We start from the raw sequence: 16534 nt of genomic DNA, 5'->3' as shown, positions 1-16534 counted from the left end.
GTGCTCCGCCCACGACCACGTGCGCGGCGCCCTCACCGGCGTCCCGCCCGACGACTTTCCCGAAGGAGTACCGACAATGGCGTCCACCGCCGACTTCAAGAACGGCCTCGTCCTCAAAGAGGAGGGGCAGCTGTGGCAGATCGTCGAGTTCCAGCACGTCAAGCCCGGTAAGGGCCCGGCGTTCGTGCGGACGAAGCTGAAGAACGTCGTCACCGGGAAGAACGTCGACAAGACGTTCAGCGCCGGTGTCAAGGTCGAGATCGCGACGGTCGACCGCCGCGACATGACCTTCCTGTACCGCGACGGTGAGGACTACGTCCTCATGGACGAGCAGGACTACGAGCAGATCAACGTCAGCCCGGCCGTCATGGGCGACGGCGCGCGCTTCCTGCTCGAGAACACCACCGTGCAGGTCTCGTTCAACGAGGGCGTCCCGCTGTTCGCCGAGATGCCGGTCGCTGTCGACCTCCTCGTGCAGCACACCGATCCCGGCCTGCAGGGTGACCGCTCCACCGGCGGCACCAAGCCCGCCACCCTCGAGACCGGCGCCGAGGTGCAGGTCCCGCTGTTCATCAACACCGGCGACAAGCTGCGCATCGACACCCGTGACGGCCACTACCTCAGCCGGGTGAACGACTGATCATGGCGGACGAGGTCGACCACCGGCGCCGCGGGGCTCGGTACCGGGCGCGCAAGCGTGCCGTCTCCCTGCTCTTCGAGGCCGAACTGCGCGACGCGGACGTCGTGGAGCTCGCCGAGGAACGTCGGCGGATGGGCGAGGAGTCCCAGGAGTTCCACGACGTCGCCCCGTACACGATGCAGATCGTGACCGGTGTCGCCGAGCGTCTCGACCGGCTGGACTCGACGATCTCCGAGCACCTGCGGGAGTGGACGCTGGCGCGGCTGCCCGCCGTGGACCGTGCGGTCCTGCGCGCGGCCGCGTGGGAGTTGCTCTTCGGCTCCGAGGAGGTGGACGCCGCCGTCGTGATCGACCAGGCCGTCCTGCTCGTGTCGGATCTGTCCGCCGAGAAGTCGGTGCCGTACGTCAACGCGGTGCTCGACCGCGTGGCCGGTCTGGCCCAGCACATCCGGGCCGCCGAGCGCGCCGTGTCGAACCTCGACGCGACGCAGCGGACGGCCCCGGCGCCCGACGCCGCGGCCGCGACCGAGGCGGAGGCGGAGGCGGAGGCCGATCCCGCAGCGGATCCCGCGGGCCCCACGACGAGCGCCGGACCCGCCGGGACCGACGTGTCGCAGACCACGTCCGGCGATCCGGGGACGGACGCGCTCGACTGATAGAGTTCTGCTCCGAAAGCTATCCCTTTAACGAGCCGTCCAGCGAGGCGGACAAGGAGGTGGTGATCGGTGAACGCTGACGGTTCGGAGACGAACTCGGTGTCACTCTTCACGTCCGACGACGTCGCCAGGACGGTGTCCCGCCTGGCACATCAGATCATCGAACGCACCGCCGCGGACGCGCCCGGTTCGGGCCCCGTGGTGCTGCTGGGCATCCCCACCCGCGGTGTGCCGCTGGCCGCCCGCCTCGCCGAGCGGATCCGCGAGTTCAGCGGAGCCGAGGTGCACGCCGGGTCGCTCGACGTCACGCTCTACCGGGACGACCTGGCGGGCAGCCCCCACCGGCCGCTCGGCCCCACCCGCGTGCCCCCGCAGGGCATCGACGGGGCCACGGTGATCCTGGTCGACGACGTCCTGTTCTCCGGCCGGACCATCCGGGCGGCGTTCGACGCGCTCCGCGACCTCGGCCGGCCCGACCGGGTCCAGCTCGCGGTCCTCGTCGACCGTGGTCACCGCGAGCTGCCCATCCGCGCCGACTACGTGGGCAAGAACGTCCCGACCTCCCGCGAGGAGGGCGTGTCGGTCCGGCTGTCCGAGATCGACGGAACCGACGCCGTGTTCCTGCGGCGCCCCGACCCGGAGAGGAACCGATGAAGCACCTGCTCTCGGCGACCGACCTCGACCGGGACGCGGCGCTGTCGATCCTCGACGAGGCGGCGCGGTTGAAGGAGGCCCTGCTGGGCCGAGAGGTCCGCAAGCTGCCCACGTTGCGCGGCAAGACGGTACTGACGGTGTTCTACGAGAACTCCACCCGCACCCGCGTCTCGTTCGAGACGGCCGGCAAGTGGATGAGCGCGGACGTCATCAACGTCTCCGCGAGCGCGTCCTCGGTCCAGAAGGGCGAGTCGCTGCGCGACACCGCCCTGACCCTGACGGCGATCGGTGCCGACGCCCTCATCGTCCGGCACCCCGCCTCGGGAGCCGCGCAGCAGATCGCCGGCTGGGTCGCCCCGGGCGGCGTGGGACCGTCGGTCATCAATGCCGGCGACGGGATGCACGAGCACCCCACGCAGGCGCTGCTCGACGCCATGACGCTGCGCGAGCGTCTCGGCGGGATCGAGGGTCGCCGCGTGGTGATCGTCGGCGACATCCTGCACTCGCGGGTCGCCCGGTCGAACGCCCTGCTGCTGTCGACGCTGGGCGCGGAGGTCGTCCTCGTCGCCCCGCCCACCCTGCTGCCCGTCGGGGTCGGATCCTGGCCCGTCCGCGCCGCGACCGATCTCGACGCCGAGCTCGGGGGAGCCGACGCCGTGATGATGCTCCGGGTCCAGGCCGAGCGCATGAACGGCGGGTTCTTCCCTTCCGCCCGGGAGTACGCGGTGCGCTACGGCCTCGGCCCCGCGCGCGCGGCCCGGCTCGGTGAGGACGTCGTCGTCCTGCACCCGGGGCCGATGGTGCGCGGCATGGAGATCGGCTTCGACACCGCCGACGCGCCGTCGTCGGCCATCCTCCAGCAGGTCACCAACGGGGTGCACGTCCGCATGTCGGTCCTGCTGCACACCCTCGTCGGAACGGAAGGAAGTCCCGAGTGAGCGCTCAGTCTGCGCCGGCCCTGCTGCTGCGGCGGGTCCGCCCCTACGGAGAGGGCGACCCGGTGGACGTCCTCGTCAGGGACGGCCGGATCGCCGAGATCGGTCCCGACCTCGTCGCCGACGCCACGTCCGGCACCACCGCGCCGGCGGACGCCGGCTCCGTCGAGGTCGTCGACTTCGACGGTGCGGTGCTGGTGCCCGGGTTCGTGGACCTGCACACCCACCTGCGCGAGCCGGGTCGCGAGGACACCGAGACCATCGCCAGCGGATCGGCGGCCGCGGCCCGGGGCGGGTACACGGCGGTGTTCGCCATGGCCAACACCCAGCCGCCGCAGGACAACCAGACGGTCACCGACTCGGTCTGGAGGATCGGCCGCGAGGTCGGTCTCTGCGACGTCCACCCCGTCGGCGCCGTGACCGTGGGGCTCGCCGGGGAGCAGCTCACCGAGATGGGCCAGATGGCCTCCGGGGAGGCGCGCGTCCGCATCTTCTCGGACGACGGCATGTGCGTGTACGACCCGCTGGTCATGCGCCGCGCCCTCGAGTACTCGGCGGGTCTGGGAGTACTCATCGCGCAGCACGCGGAGGAACCGCGGCTCACCCGCGGGGCCGTCGCCCACGAAGGACCCACCGCCGCCCGCCTCGGCCTCACCGGCTGGCCGCGCTCGGCCGAGGAGTCGATCGTCGCCCGCGACGCGATCCTCGCCCGCGACGCGGGCGCTCGCGTCCACATCTGCCACGCCTCGACCACGGGCACCGTCGAGCTGCTGAAGTGGGCCAAGGACCAGGGCATCTCGATCACCGCCGAGGTCACCCCCCACCACCTGCTGTTGGACGACTCCCGGCTCGAGTCCTACGACGGCGTGTACCGCGTCAACCCGCCCCTGCGCGAGGCCCACGACGCGGCGGCGCTGCGGGAGGCCCTGGTCTCCGGCGTGATCGACTGCGTGGCCACCGATCACGCCCCGCACGCCGCCCAGGAGAAGTGCTGCGAGTTCGCGGCCGCGCGTCCCGGAATGCTCGGTCTCGAGACCGCCCTGCCCATCGTCGCCGCGCTGCTGGTGGAGACCGGGGACATGACCTGGCGCGACCTCGCCCGGGTCATGAGCACCCGACCCGCCGAGATCGCCGGTCTGTCCGACCAGGGGCGACCGATCGAGGTGGGGGAGCCTGCCAACCTCGCCGTCGTCGACCCCGACTCCCGGTGGACCGTGGTCGGCGAGGAACTCGCAAGTCTGTCCGCCAACACCCCCTACGAGGGAATGACATTCGCGGCGAGAGTCGTCGGCACCGTGTACCGGGGCCGTCTCACCACCCGCGACGGAGAGGTACTCGTATGAGCCAGGACTTCTGGACCGTCGTCATCGTCATCACCGTCCTGCTCGTGATGGTCGGCCTGATGACGCTCGGCTGGCGGAACCGGAGCCGATCCCAGGCCGGTCTGTTCGACGAGCTCCCCTCGCCCCCCGCGGACCCCGGTGACATCGTGCTGGGTCCGCTGACCGGCGTCTACGTCGGCAGCACCATCGCGGGGGACTGGCAGGCGAGGATCGCCCGACGACCGCTCGGGCACCGCTCGGCCGGCACCCTGACCGCCCACACGGGTGGTCTGCGTCTCGACCTCGCCGACGCGACCGTCTGGATCCCCCGCGCCGACCTCGTCGACGTGCGCCGCGCCTCCGCGCTGGCCAACAAGACCGTGCCCGGCGGCGGCATCCTCGTCGCGCGCTGGCAGGTCACCGGCCCGGACGGCCGCACCCTGGTCGACTCCGGCTTCCGTGCCGACGACAAGGACGGCTACCCCCGCTGGGAGGCGCTGCGCGGAGACGCCGCCCCCACCCCCGAAACCGACTCCACCACCGAGGAGAAGCAGTGACACCGCACAGCACCACGCCCGCGCGACAGGGGGGCGGCGCACCCGCCGCACTCGTCCTCGAGGACGGCCGCATCCACCGCGGATCGGCCTTCGGCGCGTCCGGCACCACTCTCGGCGAGGCGGTGTTCACCACCGGCATGTCCGGGTACCAGGAGACCCTCACCGACCCGTCCTACTGCCGCCAGATCGTCGTGACGACCGCGCCCCAGATCGGCAACACGGGGTGGAACGACGAGGACGGCGAGTCCCTCCTCGACGGCGAGGTCGGCGGGGGCCGCATCTGGGTCGCCGGCCTGGTCGTCCGCGACCTGTCCCGCCGCGCCTCCAACCACCGCTCCCGGCGCACCCTCGCCGACGAGATGGTCACCCAGGGGATCGTCGGGATCGCCGACATCGACACCCGGGCGGTCGTGCGCCACATCCGTGAGCGCGGGGCGATGAAGGCCGGCATCTTCTCCGGGGCCGACCTGGCCGACGACGAGACGATGCTCGCCGCGGTCCGCGCCCAGCCGTCGATGGCCGGGGCCTCCCTGTCGGACGAGGTCACCACCGACGAGCCGTACGTGGTCGAGCCCGAGGGCGAGGCCCGGTTCACCGTGGCGGCCCTCGATCTGGGCATCAAGTCCAACACCCCGCGCATGCTCGCGGCACGAGGCGTCCGGGTCCACGTGATCCCCGCCGGGTCGTCCCTCCAGGACGTCCTCGACCTCGACGTCGACGGGGTCTTCCTCTCCAACGGCCCCGGCGACCCGGCGACCGCCGACGCCGCCGTGCACCTGACCAAGGAGGTCCTCGGTCAGGGCCTGCCGTTCTTCGGCATCTGCTTCGGCAACCAGATCCTCGGGCGGGCGCTCGGGCTGGAGACCTACAAGATGCGTTTCGGCCACCGCGGCACCAATATCCCGGTCATCGAGAAGGCCACCGGTTCCGTCGCGATCACCTCCCAGAACCACGGGTTCGCCCTCCGCGCCCCGGAGAACGAGACCTGGGAGACCCCCTGGGGCACCGCGACCGTCACCCACGTGTGTGCCAACGACGGCACCGTCGAGGGCGTCGCCCTCACCGACGGCAGCGCGTTCTCCGTCCAGTACCACCCCGAGGCGGCCGCGGGCCCCCGCGACGCGGCGGACCTCTTCGACCGCTTCGTCGCCCTGCTCGGCTCCTCCGACACCGGCTCCGCAGACTCCAGAAAGGGCTCGAACTGATGCCCCGGCGCACAGACATCAACCACGTCCTCGTCATCGGCTCCGGCCCGATCGTCATCGGCCAGGCCTGTGAGTTCGACTACTCCGGGACCCAGGCGTGCCGCGTGCTCAAGTCGGAGGGCCTGCGCGTGACGCTGGTCAACTCCAACCCGGCCACGATCATGACCGACCCGGAGTTCGCCGACGCGACCTACGTCGAGCCGATCACCCCCGAGTACATCGACAAGATCTTCGTCCGCGAGGCCGAGCAGGGCCATCCCGTCGACGCGGTCCTCGCGACCCTGGGCGGACAGACCGCGCTCAACGCCGCCATGCAGCTCGACGCGCAGGGGATCCTCGCCAAGCACGGCGTGGAGCTCATCGGCGCCGACATCCCCGCGATCAACCGCGGCGAGGACCGCCAGACCTTCAAGGACATCGTCGCCAGCGTCGGCGGGGAGTCCGCGCGCAGCGCAGTGTGCCACACCATGGAGGAGGTCCACGCGACGGTCGCCGAGCTCGGCCTGCCCGTCGTCGTCCGCCCGTCCTTCACCATGGGCGGCCTCGGTTCCGGGCTCGCGTACACCACGGAGGACCTCGAGCGGATCGCCGGCGGTGGGCTGTCCGCCTCGCCCACCGCGAACGTCCTCATCGAGGAGTCCATCCTCGGGTGGAAGGAGTTCGAGCTCGAGCTCATGCGCGACAACAAGGACAACGTCGTCGTCATCTGTTCCATCGAGAACGTCGACGCCCTCGGCGTGCACACCGGCGACTCGGTGACGGTCGCGCCGTCGATGACGCTGACCGACCGCGAGTTCCAGAACATGCGCGACCTCGGCATCGCGATCATCCGCGAGGTCGGCGTGGACACCGGCGGCTGCAACATCCAGTTCGCCGTCAACCCGGTCGACGGCCGCATCGTCGTGATCGAGATGAACCCGCGCGTGTCCCGCTCGTCGGCGCTGGCCTCCAAGGCCACCGGCTTCCCGATCGCCAAGATCGCGGCCCGCCTCGCCATCGGCTACTCGCTCGACGAGATCACCAACGACATCACGGGGGAGACCCCGGCGTGCTTCGAGCCGACCCTCGACTACGTCGTCGTCAAGGCCCCGCGCTTCGCGTTCGAGAAGTTCCCCGGTGCCGACGACACCCTCACCACCACGATGAAGTCGGTGGGCGAGGCCATGAGCCTCGGCCGCAACTACCGCGAGGCGCTCGGCAAGGTCATGCGCTCGCTCGAGACCAAGGCCGCCGGCTTCTGGACCCTGCCCGACGAGGTCATCGCCCCGGGTCGCTCCACCGACCTGGCCGCCGTGCTCGACGATCTGCGCCGCCCGACCGAGGGCCGTATGTACGACGTCGAGCTCGCGCTGCGCCTCGGGGCCACGGTCGAGCAGGTCCACGAGGCCTCGGGCATCGACCCCTGGTTCGTGGACGAGGTCGCCGCACTGGTCGAGCTGCGTCAGGAGATCGTCGACGCGCCGGTCGTCGACGAGCCCCTGCTGCGGCGCGCCAAGCACAACGGGCTGTCCGACGCGCAGATCGCGGCGCTGCGCCCCGAGTTCGCCGGGGCCGAGGGCGTACAGCGCCTGCGGCACCGCCTGGGGGTGCGCCCCGTCTACAAGACGGTCGACACGTGCGCCGCGGAGTTCGAGGCCAAGACCCCGTACCACTACTCCACCTACGAACTCGACCCCGCCGCCGAGTCGGAGGTAACGCCGCAGACCGAGCGGGAGAAGGTCATCATCCTGGGCTCCGGCCCCAACCGGATCGGCCAGGGCATCGAGTTCGACTACTCGTGCGTGCACGCCGCCCTCACCCTGTCCGAGGCCGGATACGAGACCGTCATGGTCAACTGCAACCCGGAGACCGTCTCGACCGACTACGACACGGCGGACCGCCTCTACTTCGAGCCGCTCACGTTCGAGGACGTCATGGAGGTCTACCACGCCGAGTCCGAGTCGGGAACGGTCGCGGGCGTCCTGGTCCAGCTCGGCGGACAGACCCCGCTCGGCCTGGCCGCACAGCTCGAGGAGGCCGGGGTGCCGATCGTCGGCACCAGCCCGTCCGCCATCGACCTGGCCGAGGACCGCCGCGAGTTCGGTGAGGTGCTGGTGCGCGCCGGCCTGCCCGCCCCCGCGTTCGGCACCGCGATCAACGCGGACGAGGCCACGACCATCGCCGCGGACATCGGATACCCGGTCCTCGTGCGCCCGTCGTACGTGCTGGGCGGCCGGGGCATGGAGATCGTCTACGACGAGGCCTCCCTGCGCTCCTACATCGACCGGGCGACCGAGATCAGCCCGGACCGGCCGGTCCTGGTGGACCGCTTCCTCGACGACGCCGTCGAGATCGACGTCGACATCCTCTGTGACGGCACGGAGGTCTACCTCGGCGGCGTGATGGAGCACATCGAGGAGGCCGGCATCCACTCCGGTGACTCCGCCTGCGCGCTCCCGCCGATCACCCTCGGCCAGGACGACATCGACCGGGTGCGCCGCTCGAGCGAGGCCCTGGCCTTCGGCATCGGCGTCAAGGGGCTGATGAACGTCCAGTACGCCATCAAGGACGACGTCCTCTACGTCCTCGAGGCCAACCCGCGCGCCAGCCGCACCGTGCCGTTCGTCTCCAAGGCGACCGGCGTCCACCTGGCCAAGGCCTGCGCCCGGATCATGATGGGCGAGTCGATCGCCGCGCTGCGCGAGGAGGGGCTCCTGCCCTCCGACCGCGACGGCGGCTCGCTGCCCGCCGACGCACCCGTCGCGGTCAAGGAGGCGGTCCTGCCGTTCAACCGCTTCCGCACCCCGGACGGCGACACCGTCGACTCCCTGCTGAGCCCCGAGATGAAGTCGACCGGCGAGGTCATGGGCATCGGGCCCGACTTCGCCGTCGCCTTCGCCAAGGCACAGCTCGCCGCCGAGGGGGTCCTGCCGACCTCGGGGACCGCGTTCGTCTCGGTCGCGAACCGGGACAAGCGCTCGATGGTCTTCCCGGCGCAGCGCCTCGCCGCGCTCGGGTTCACCGTGCTGGCCACCGAGGGGACCGCGCTCATGCTGCGGCGCTACGGGATCGCGTGCGAGACCGTGGCCAAGCTCAGCGAGTCGGGCACGGGTCCCGTGGACGCCGAGGGCAACGCGGTGCGGACGATCGTCGACCGCATCAACGCCGACGAGGTGGATCTCATCCTCAACATCGCCTCCTCGACGGGCGGCACCCGGGCGGACGGGCACGAGATCCGCTCCGCCGCCATCTCGCGTCGAGTCCCGTGTGTCACGACCGTCCAGGGAGCGACGGCCGCCGTCCACGGCATCGAGGCGACACGCCGCGGAGACGTCACCGTCAGCCCGCTGCAGGACCTGCACTCGGGGTTCGCCTCCTGATGAACGTCTCCGTCCCCCGGGCCCCCTTCGGCGAGCGGTTGCGCTCGGCCGTCTCCGCCCGCGGCAACCTGTGCGTGGGGATCGATCCACACCCCGCACTGCTCGAGGCGTGGGGGCTCGGGGCGGACGCCGACGGTCTCGCCGAGTTCGCCCACCGGTCGCTCGAGGCGTTCGCGGACCTGGTGCCCGCGGTCAAGCCGCAGGTGGCGTTCTTCGAGGAACACGGCTCGGCCGGCATCGGCGTCCTCGAACAGGTCCTCGCCCGGATCGGCGAGGCCGGTGCGCTGTCCGTCGCCGACGCCAAACGCGGCGACATCGGCTCCACGATGGCCGGATACGCACGGGCGTGGCTACGTGACGGCTCGCCCCTCGCGAGCGACGCACTCACGGTCTCCCCGTACCTGGGGGTCGGTGCGCTGGACGCGGCCTTCGCCGCGGCCTCGGACACCGGTCGCGGAGTGTTCGTCCTCGCCCGGACGTCCAATCCCGAGGCGGGTCCGCTGCAGCGGTCGGTGGGCGAGTCCGGTGCGGTCGCCCAGGCCGTCATCGACGAGGTGGCACGCCGCAACGGCGCCGCCACCGCGGGGGCACCCGGGTCGTTCGGCGTCGTCGTGGGTGCGACGGTGTCCGACCCGCCCCGGCTCGACGACCTGAACGGCCCGGTCCTCATGCCCGGGGTGGGGGAGCAGGGCGGCACCGTCGAGGACGTCAGACGGATCGCCGGACCGGCTCTGCCGCACACCCTGGTCAACGTCTCGCGGCACGTCCTGCGGGCGGGACCGGACGTCGACGCCATGAGGACCGTCGTACGGGACCTGGCGGCCCGGTACAGGTTCACCGAGCCCGCCTGAGCCACCGGGAGTGCCTCACCGGTGCCCCGACGTCGCCGCCCGACTCGTCAAGCGGGGTCCGGCGACCCCGCCGATCAGGGGCGCGCGAGTGGCCCGACTCGCGGTGCCGGAGCGGCGCCGCTAGTCTTCTCCTCAACCTCACTACGCCTATGCGCAGTTCAGACGGGGTGCCGCAACGGGCCCCGCGCTGGTACGGGGCCCCTCGGCCGCGTACTGTTGCTGAGGTCATCAGGCCCGGAAACCTGGACATCCCCTCGTGGGAGTCATCAACGCCCGGGTACGGTGAGCACGAGGGAGCGCCCGCTCCCGGGGATGATCCGCAGCCCGCGGACGCGCCGGGGACGGTCACCGCACACCAGGCGGGGGTGTCCTACGGTGGACACCCGCGTGAGTCATGAGACACACACGAACGAGACGGAGGAATTGTGGCCCTTCCCCAGTTGACCGATGAGCAGCGCGCTGCTGCTCTGGAGAAGGCGGCTGCCGCCCGTCGCGCCCGGGCTGAGCTCAAGGAGCGCCTGAAGCGCGGCGGCACCGACCTCAAGCAGGTGCTCAAGGATGCCGAGAGCGACGAGATCCTCGGCAAGATGAAGGTCTCGGCGCTGCTCGAGGCCCTGCCGAAGGTGGGCAAGGTCAAGGCTCAGGAGATCATGACCGAGCTGGAGATCGCGCCCACGCGCCGTCTGCGTGGTCTCGGTGACCGCCAGCGCCGTGCGCTGCTCGAGCGGTTCGACTTCACGGTCGACTGATCGGCGAATGAACACACCGTCGTCCGGGGCCGCCCCGGAGACGACGGCGAAGAGGGGCCGGCTGATCGTCTTGGCCGGCCCCTCCGCTGTCGGCAAGTCAACCGTCGTCGCCCGCCTGCGCGAGCGCCTGTCCGATCTCTACTTCAGCGTCTCCATGACGACCCGCGATCCCCGCCCCGGCGAGGTCGACGGCCGCGACTACTTCTTCGTCACCACGGAGGAGTTCCGACGGGCCGTGGCGGAGGGCCGCATGCTCGAGTGGGCGGAGATCCACCGGGGTCTCCAGCTCTCGGGCACCCCCGCCGAACCCGTCCGCCGTGCCCTCGACGAGGGCCGCCCGGTCCTCATCGAGGTCGATCTGGCCGGTGTCCGGCAGATCCGCGAGTCCCTGCCGGAGGGGACGACCGTCTTTCTGGCACCCCCGTCGTGGGAGGATCTCGAGGTCCGCCTGCGCGGGCGCGGAACCGAACCGGACGACGTCGTCGCCCGCCGGCTGGAGACGGCCAGGGTCGAGATGGAGGCCCGCGGCGAGTTCGACGTCGTCGTCGTCAACGACGAACTCGAGTCCGCCGTGGACGAGTTGGTATCATTGCTGGTCGGCCGCGACTAGCGCCGGACCAGCGTCACCAGGGTGTCACCAGACACCGCCCGCAGTACCCAGAGGAGATCACATAGTGGCCACCATCGAAGCCGCAGCGGCCACCCCGCTGTACGACACCCCGATCGGCATCACCAACCCGCCGATCGACGAGCTGCTCGAGCGGGCGTCCTCCAAGTACGCGCTCGTGATCTTCGCCGCCAAGCGCGCGCGCCAGATCAACTCGTACTACAACCAGATCGAGGAGGGCATTCTCGAGTACGTCGGCCCCCTGGTCGACCCCGGCCTGCACGAGAAGCCGTTGACCATCGCGCTGCGCGAGCTGCACTCCGATCTGCTCGACTGCGCCGAGGGCGAGTGAGCCCCTCCGGGGACGACATGCGCGGCGCGCGCGTCGTCGTCGGAGTGGGCGGCGGGATCGCCGCCTACAAGGCCTGCGGCCTGATCCGGCTGCTCACCGAGTCCGGATGCCACGTCGACGTCGTCCCCACCGAGGCGGCCCTGCGATTCGTCGGGACCGCCACGTTCGAGGCACTGTCCGGTAACCCCGTCTCCACCGGGGTGTTCTCGGACGTGCCGTCGGTCCGCCACGTCGCCCTCGGGCAACGGGCGGACCTCGTCGTCGTCGCCCCCGCCACCGCCGACCTGCTCGCCCGCGCGGCGACGGGCCGGGCCGACGACCTCCTCACCTCCACCCTCCTCACCGCGCGGTGCCCCGTGCTGCTCGCCCCGGCGATGCACACCGAGATGTGGGAACACCCCGCCACCCGGCGCAACGTCGACACGCTGCGGGGGGACGGCATCCACGTCATGCCGCCGGCCTCGGGACGCCTCACCGGCGCCGACACCGGCGCGGGCCGGCTGCCCGAGCCCGCGGACATCGCCCGGCTCGCCTGGCTGCTCCTCGACGGCGGGACCCTGCCGTGGGACCTGGCGGGTCGCCACGTCGTGGTGACCTCGGGCGGGACGCGCGAGGAGATCGACCCCGTCCGCTTCCTCGGGAACCGGAGTTCCGGCAAGCAGGGGCACGCCATCGCCGCCGTCGCGGCGGCCCGCGGCGCCCGTGTCACGCTCGTGACGTCCTCCGACCTCCCGGTCCCCGCGGCCGTCGAGGCCGTCCACATCGAGTCCGCGCTCGAGCTGCGGGCGCAGACCCTGCGCGCCGCCGCCCGCGCCGACGTGGTGATCAAGGCCGCCGCCGTCGCCGATTTCCGTCCCGCGGACGTCTCCGACTCGAAGCTCAAGAAGGGCAGCGAGTCGGAGCCGGCGGAGATCCGTCTGCAGCGCAACCCGGACATCCTCGCCGACCTCGTCGCGGCGCGCGGCGCCGGGGACGTCCCCGCCGGGTGTGTGCTCGTGGGCTTCGCCGCCGAGACGGGGGACGCCTCGGGGACCGTCCTCGAGCACGGCCGCGCGAAGCTGGCCCGGAAGGGTTGCGATCTCCTCGTCGTCAACGAAGTCGGCCGCGACACCACCTTCGGCGAGGACGTCAACGGCGGGTGGATCCTCGACGCCGACGGTGGGGAGACCACGGTGGACCGGGCGAGCAAGGATGTGCTGGCGGACCGGCTCCTCGACGCGGTCGCGGCCATCGCTCACCGCCGGACCCGGCGGAGTGACGCAGACCGCACCGACTAGTCTGTCCTCACGCGATCGGCACCGATCACACGCGATCCCAGACATGGAAGAGAGAACCACTGTGACGCAGGCACGTCGGCTGTTCACCAGCGAGTCCGTGACCGAAGGACACCCGGACAAGATCTGTGACGCGATCTCGGACTCGATCCTGGACGCGATGCTGGAGCAGGACCCGGCGGCCCGCGTGGCCGTGGAGACCATGGTCACCACCGGCCTGGTGCATGTCGCGGGCGAGGTCAAGACCACCGGCTACGTGGAGATCCCGCAGCTGATCCGCGACAAGATCGTCGAGATCGGGTACGACTCCTCCGACAAGGGCTTCGACGGCGTCTCCTGCGGCGTGTCGATCTCCATCGGACAGCAGTCCCCGGAGATCGCCCAGGGTGTGGACACCTCGCACGAGGCGCGGACCTCCACCGAGTCGGTCGAGGACGCCATCGCCCGCCAGGGTGCGGGGGACCAGGGCCTGATGTTCGGCTACGCCTGCTCGGACACCCCCGAGCTGATGCCGCTGCCTATCGCTCTGGCCCACCGCCTGTCGCGACGCCTGACCGAGGTCCGTAAGAGCGGCACGCTGGACTACCTGCGTCCGGACGGCAAGACCCAGGTCACCATCGAGTACGACGGGGACAAGGCGGTCCGGCTGGACACCATCGTCATCTCCACCCAGCACGCGGACGGCATCGACCTCGAGACCACGCTGCGCGACGACCTGACAGCGCACGTGATCAACCCCGTGCTGGCCGACGCGGCCGGGGGGATCGACACCTCCGACTTCCGTCTGCTGGTCAACCCCACCGGCCGGTTCGTGCTCGGTGGCCCGATGGGCGACGCCGGTCTGACCGGGCGCAAGATCATCGTCGACACCTACGGCGGCATGGCCCGCCACGGCGGCGGCGCCTTCTCGGGCAAGGACCCGTCCAAGGTCGACCGCTCCGCCGCCTACGCCATGCGCTGGGTCGCCAAGAACATCGTCGCCGCCGGCCTGGCCGAGCGCGTCGAGGTCCAGGTCGCCTACGCCATCGGCAAGGCCGCCCCCGTGGGGCTGTTCGTCGAGGCCTTCGGCACCGAGAAGGTCGCCATCGACCGGCTCCAGCAGGCCGTGACCGAGGTCTTCGACCTGCGCCCGGGCGCCATCATCCGCGACCTGGACCTCAAGCGCCCCATCTACGCCCCCACCGCGGCCTACGGACACTTCGGACGCACCGACATCGACCTTCCCTGGGAGCGCACCGACCGCGTCGACGAGCTCAAGAAGGCCGCCGGGCTGTAGAGCCTCCGGTCCCCGGGTGTCGTAGCGGGGTGCGAGGATTCCCGACGTGACGACAACGCGCCCGGCGACCCGGGTCGCGGCGGCCGAGAGCCCCGTGGCCCGGGTCCTGCCGTTGCTCGGCGTGCCCCACCTCGACCGCGAGTTCGACTACCGCGTGCCCGAGTCGCTGTCGGCGGACGCCGTGCCCGGGGTGCGCGTGCGGGTCCGGTTCGCAGGGCGCCTGGTGGACGGTTTCCTCGTCGAACGCACCGCGCACACCGACCACCAGGGGGAGCTGGCCTGGCTGGAACGGGTGGTCTCACCGGAACCCGTCCTCACCCCGGCGCTCCTGCGCCTGGTCGACCTGGTCGCCCGCCGCTGGGTCGGCACCCGCTCCGACGTGCTCCGCCTGGCCATCCCGCCGCGCCACGCCGCCGCGGAGAAGTCCGTCCCCGAGGCGGAGCCGCCGGTGGGCGTCTCGCTCGGCCCGGTCGAACTGCCCGCCGGTTGGGAGGACCATCCCATGGTCGCCCGGTTCCTCGAGGCGGTCACGGCCGGCGTGCCCGCGCGCGGGGTGTGGACGGTACCCCCGGGCCGGGACTGGGCGCGGTCCCTGGCGGCCCTGGCCGATTCGGTGCGTCGGCGTGGACTCCAGGTCCTGCTCATCGTCCCGGACCAGCGGGACGTCGATCGCCTGGCCGCGGCCTGCCGTGAGGTGGTCGGTGGCGGGTCGGCCGGCCGCGATCTGGTGGCCGACCTGTCGGCGGGGGTGGGGCCGTCGGCCCGGTACCGGCGATGGCTGCGCGCGGTCCGCGGCCACGCCCGGATCGTCGTCGGCACCCGCAGTTCCGTGTTCGCCCCGTTGCCGGAACTGGGCCTCGTGGTGCTGCACGACGACGGTGACGACTCGTTCGTCGAACCCCGCGCCCCGTACCCCCACACCCGCGACGTCGCCGCCCAACGCTCAGCCCTCGAGGGGACGCCGTTGCTGCTGACGTCCGTCGACCGCACGCCCGAGGTGGCGGAGTACGTGCGGACCGGGTGGGCGCACGAGATCCGGCCGCGGGCGGGCCTGGTGCGGGAGCTGGCCCCGCGGGTGATCGCCGTGACGGACGCCGATCCCGTCCAGGCCCGCGACGTGGCGGGCGGACGAACCCGGCTGCCGGCCGTCGCACTGACGATGGCGCGCGAGGCGATCGACGTGGACGCCCCGGTGCTCGTCCAGGTGCCCCGGAAGGGGTACATCCCCACGCTGCTCTGCGGGTCCTGCCGGACGCCGGCGCGGTGCCGCCGGTGCAACGGCCCCCTGCGGGCGGGACGCATGGACGAGGTCTACGGGCCGGTGGAGCTGGCGTGCGGATGGTGCGGGGCGCCGGAACCGGGGTTCCGTTGCGTGAGCTGCGGATCCCGCGCCCTGCGGGCCGGGGTCGTCGGTGCCGGGCGCACCGCGGAGGAACTGGGGCGGATGTTCCCCGGGGTGCGGATCCGCACCAGCGGGGGAGGGGAGATCCTCGACTCGGTGCCGGCGACCCCCGCGATCATCGTGTGCACGCCGGGCGCCGAGCCTGTCGCCGAGGGCGGTTACGGCGCCGCGCTGCTGCTGGACTCGTGGGCGCTGCTCGGGCGCCCCGACCTGCGGGCCGTGCAGAACGCGCTCCGGCTGTGGATCGGTGCCGCCGGTCTCGTCCGCCCGGCCGATGCGGGCGGCAGGGTGTTCCTGTCGGCCGACTCGGAGTCCGCGGTCTCCCAGGCGTTGGTGCGGTGGGACCCGCAGGGGTGGGCGGAGCGCGAGCTGGCCGACCGGGCGGAGGTCGGGTTCCCTCCCGCCGTGCACATGATCGCGGTCGACGGCCCCGCAGCGGCCCTGGCCGAGTTCCTCGAGGACTTCCGGTTCGCGGACGCCGTCGAGGTGCTCGGCCCCGTCGATCTGCCCGCCGGGGAGGAACTCCCCGGTCATGACGAGGTCCGCGACCCGGAGCGGGTCCTGCTGCGGGTCCCCCCGGCACTGCTCAACGACGTCGCCGCGGAACTGCGGGCCCTCGTCGTCCGGCGGGCGGGCAGACGTACCGCCAGCCCACTGCGCGTCCGCCTCGATCCCGTGCACATCGGGTGAGCGCC

The 16534-nt window shown here is 71.9% G+C and carries 15 protein-coding genes; all 15 read left to right on the top strand.

Annotation, left to right across the window (positions count from 1 at the left end):
• Window positions 1–76 precede the first annotated feature (76 nt).
• The 15 genes from efp to RWK90_RS01040 all read left to right on the top strand — a co-directional run bounded on the left by efp (window position 77) and on the right by RWK90_RS01040 (window position 16529).
• Window positions 77–640: an elongation factor P gene (efp, locus tag RWK90_RS01110; protein ID WP_314033855.1), complete on the top strand. Its 564-nt coding sequence runs from the start codon at window positions 77–79 to the stop codon at window positions 638–640.
• Window positions 641–642: 2 nt separating this feature from the next.
• Window positions 643–1296 (top strand): transcription antitermination factor NusB, encoded by a 654-nt coding sequence (gene nusB, locus RWK90_RS01105; protein ID WP_314033853.1) that lies wholly within the window; start codon window positions 643–645, stop codon window positions 1294–1296.
• Window positions 1297–1365: 69 nt separating this feature from the next.
• Complete coding sequence (pyrR, locus tag RWK90_RS01100; protein WP_314033851.1) at window positions 1366–1950, top strand: bifunctional pyr operon transcriptional regulator/uracil phosphoribosyltransferase PyrR; 585 nt, start codon at window positions 1366–1368, stop codon at window positions 1948–1950.
• Complete coding sequence (locus RWK90_RS01095; protein ID WP_314033849.1) at window positions 1947–2888, top strand: aspartate carbamoyltransferase catalytic subunit; 942 nt, start codon at window positions 1947–1949, stop codon at window positions 2886–2888. The genes pyrR and RWK90_RS01095 overlap by 4 nt, the downstream gene beginning before the upstream one ends.
• On the top strand, window positions 2885–4228 hold the full coding sequence (locus RWK90_RS01090) for a dihydroorotase (RefSeq protein WP_314033847.1): 1344 nt from the start codon (window positions 2885–2887) through the stop codon (window positions 4226–4228). The genes RWK90_RS01095 and RWK90_RS01090 overlap by 4 nt, the downstream gene beginning before the upstream one ends.
• Window positions 4225–4764: a hypothetical protein gene (locus RWK90_RS01085; RefSeq protein ID WP_314033845.1), complete on the top strand. Its 540-nt coding sequence runs from the start codon at window positions 4225–4227 to the stop codon at window positions 4762–4764. Before RWK90_RS01090 ends, RWK90_RS01085 begins: the two co-directional genes overlap by 4 nt.
• The gene (carA, locus tag RWK90_RS01080) at window positions 4761–5969 is read left to right on the top strand and encodes a glutamine-hydrolyzing carbamoyl-phosphate synthase small subunit (RefSeq protein ID WP_314033843.1); all 1209 of its coding nucleotides are present in this window, start codon (window positions 4761–4763) and stop codon (window positions 5967–5969) included. The genes RWK90_RS01085 and carA overlap by 4 nt, the downstream gene beginning before the upstream one ends.
• Window positions 5969–9328 (top strand): carbamoyl-phosphate synthase large subunit, encoded by a 3360-nt coding sequence (gene carB, locus RWK90_RS01075; protein WP_314033841.1) that lies wholly within the window; start codon window positions 5969–5971, stop codon window positions 9326–9328. The genes carA and carB overlap by 1 nt, the downstream gene beginning before the upstream one ends.
• Window positions 9328–10179: an orotidine-5'-phosphate decarboxylase gene (pyrF, locus tag RWK90_RS01070; RefSeq protein ID WP_314033839.1), complete on the top strand. Its 852-nt coding sequence runs from the start codon at window positions 9328–9330 to the stop codon at window positions 10177–10179. Before carB ends, pyrF begins: the two co-directional genes overlap by 1 nt.
• A 425-nt stretch (window positions 10180–10604) precedes the next feature.
• Window positions 10605–10928: an integration host factor, actinobacterial type gene (gene mihF, locus RWK90_RS01065; protein WP_007631925.1), complete on the top strand. Its 324-nt coding sequence runs from the start codon at window positions 10605–10607 to the stop codon at window positions 10926–10928.
• Window positions 10929–10935: 7 nt separating this feature from the next.
• Window positions 10936–11538 (top strand): guanylate kinase, encoded by a 603-nt coding sequence (gene gmk, locus RWK90_RS01060; RefSeq protein ID WP_314033832.1) that lies wholly within the window; start codon window positions 10936–10938, stop codon window positions 11536–11538.
• A 64-nt stretch (window positions 11539–11602) separates the two neighbouring features.
• Window positions 11603–11887 carry a DNA-directed RNA polymerase subunit omega gene (gene rpoZ, locus RWK90_RS01055; RefSeq protein ID WP_314033830.1) on the top strand — a complete coding sequence of 95 codons (285 nt, stop codon included), beginning with the start codon at window positions 11603–11605 and terminating at the stop codon, window positions 11885–11887.
• The gene (gene coaBC / locus RWK90_RS01050; protein ID WP_314033828.1) at window positions 11884–13164 is read left to right on the top strand and encodes a bifunctional phosphopantothenoylcysteine decarboxylase/phosphopantothenate--cysteine ligase CoaBC; all 1281 of its coding nucleotides are present in this window, start codon (window positions 11884–11886) and stop codon (window positions 13162–13164) included. The genes rpoZ and coaBC overlap by 4 nt, the downstream gene beginning before the upstream one ends.
• A 61-nt stretch (window positions 13165–13225) precedes the next feature.
• Window positions 13226–14437, top strand: a complete 1212-nt coding sequence (metK, locus tag RWK90_RS01045; protein WP_314033826.1) for a methionine adenosyltransferase — start codon at window positions 13226–13228, stop codon at window positions 14435–14437.
• A 46-nt stretch (window positions 14438–14483) separates the two neighbouring features.
• Window positions 14484–16529, top strand: a complete 2046-nt coding sequence (locus RWK90_RS01040) for a primosomal protein N' (protein ID WP_314033824.1) — start codon at window positions 14484–14486, stop codon at window positions 16527–16529.
• Window positions 16530–16534: the final 5 nt, after the last annotated feature.

The sequence above is a fragment of the Dietzia sp. CH92 genome, from assembly GCF_032248695.1.
Classification (GTDB): Bacteria; Actinomycetota; Actinomycetes; order Mycobacteriales; family Mycobacteriaceae; genus Dietzia.
The sequence above is the reverse complement of the archived record's forward strand: the minus strand, read 5'-3'. Positions and strand labels throughout refer to the sequence as shown.